Consider the following 1,771-nt stretch of genomic DNA (forward strand, 5'->3'; position numbering starts at 1 on the left):
TTTTAGAACAGTTATGATATAGTTAGAATAGTTTAAAATAAGGAGTGAGAAAAAGATGAAAGAAAGATATGGAACAGTCTATAAAGGCTCTCAGAGGCTCATAGACGAAGAAAGTGGAGAAGTCATAGAGGTAGACAAGTTATACCGTAAACAAACGTCTGGTAACTTCGTAAAGGCATATATAGTGCAATTAATAAGTATGTTAGATATGATTGGCGGAAAAAAACTTAAAATCGTTAACTATATCCTAGATAATGTCCACTTAAGTAACAATACAATGATAGCTACAACAAGAGAAATAGCAAAAGCTACAGGAACAAGTCTACAAACAGTAATAACAACACTTAAAATCTTAGAAGAAGGAAATATTATAAAAAGAAAAACTGGAGTATTAATGTTAAACCCTGAACTACTAATGAGAGGCGACGACCAAAAACAAAAATACCTCTTACTCGAATTTGGGAACTTTGAGCAAGAGGCAAATGAAAAACAAGAAAATGCATTATCTGATTATTATTCTTTCAAGGACTAGTATAACATAAAATCGTCTACAAATAGACAAAAAACCTGCACGCTTAATGTAGATCAAAAGCTTAACGCAAATGAAATAGATTGACCTCCCAATAACACCACGTAGTTATTGGGAGGTCAATCTATGAAATGCGATTAAGCTTTTTCTAATTCACATAAGCGTGCAGGTTTAAAGTACATAAAAAATATAATGAAAAAAAGCATCATTATACTAACGTTATACCAACATTATACTCTCATTATACTAATTGCTTATTCCAATTTCCTATTGGTTGGAACCAACAGGCGTTAGTGTGTTGTTGAGTTGGTACTTTCATGGGATTAATCCCATGAAACCCCCAACCAACTCGCCAAAGCTTTGGCTAACACACACGCCATTCCAACCAATAGTTTTCTCGGCATAAAGCCATGCTCTGACGCTTAAATGCACTAATGCCTTAAAAAAACATTAAAGTCTAACACACTAGACTTATTTACTTCGTAATTAAGTCGTTAAACCGTGTGCTCTACGACCAAAAGTATAAAACCTTTAAGAACTTTCTTTTTTCTTGTAAAAAAAGAAACTAGATAAATCTCTCATATCTTTTATTCAATAATCGCATCAGATTGCAGTATAAATTTAACGATCACTCATCATGTTCATATTTATCAGAGCTCGTGCTATAATTATACTAATTTTATAAGGAGGAAAAAATATGGGCATTTTTAGTATTTTTGTAATCAGCACAGTTCATTATCAACCAAACAAAAAATAAGTGGTTATAATGAATCGTTAATAAGCAAAATTCATTATAACCAAATTAAAGAGGGTTATAATGAACGAGAAAAATATAAAACACAGTCAAAACTTTATTACTTCAAAACATAATATAGATAAAATAATGACAAATATAAGATTAAATGAACATGATAATATCTTTGAAATCGGCTCAGGAAAAGGGCATTTTACCCTTGAATTAGTACAGAGGTGTAATTTCGTAACTGCCATTGAAATAGACCATAAATTATGCAAAACTACAGAAAATAAACTTGTTGATCACGATAATTTCCAAGTTTTAAACAAGGATATATTGCAGTTTAAATTTCCTAAAAACCAATCCTATAAAATATTTGGTAATATACCTTATAACATAAGTACGGATATAATACGCAAAATTGTTTTTGATAGTATAGCTGATGAGATTTATTTAATCGTGGAATACGGGTTTGCTAAAAGATTATTAAATACAAAACGCTCATT

3 protein-coding genes are annotated in these 1,771 nt (G+C 30.7%); all 3 read left to right on the top strand.

Features of this window, described 5'->3' with window-relative positions:
- The first annotated feature begins 55 nt into the window (after positions 1 to 55).
- Positions 56 to 532, top strand: coding sequence for a replication/maintenance protein RepL (locus IDG65_RS13990; protein WP_000664727.1), 477 nt, complete (start codon positions 56 to 58; stop codon positions 530 to 532).
- Between the two features lie 694 nt (positions 533 to 1,226).
- On the top strand, positions 1,227 to 1,286 hold the full coding sequence (ermCL, locus tag IDG65_RS13995; protein ID WP_002497446.1) for a 23S rRNA methylase leader peptide ErmCL: 60 nt from the start codon (positions 1,227 to 1,229) through the stop codon (positions 1,284 to 1,286).
- Positions 1,287 to 1,346: 60 nt separating this feature from the next.
- On the top strand, positions 1,347 to 1,771 hold a 425-nt coding region (locus IDG65_RS14000), incomplete at its 3' end, for a 23S rRNA (adenine(2058)-N(6))-methyltransferase Erm(C) (protein WP_078091437.1).

It is taken from the genome of Staphylococcus sp. EG-SA-17 (assembly GCF_017151845.1).
Taxonomy (GTDB): domain Bacteria; phylum Bacillota; class Bacilli; order Staphylococcales; family Staphylococcaceae; genus Staphylococcus; species Staphylococcus aureus.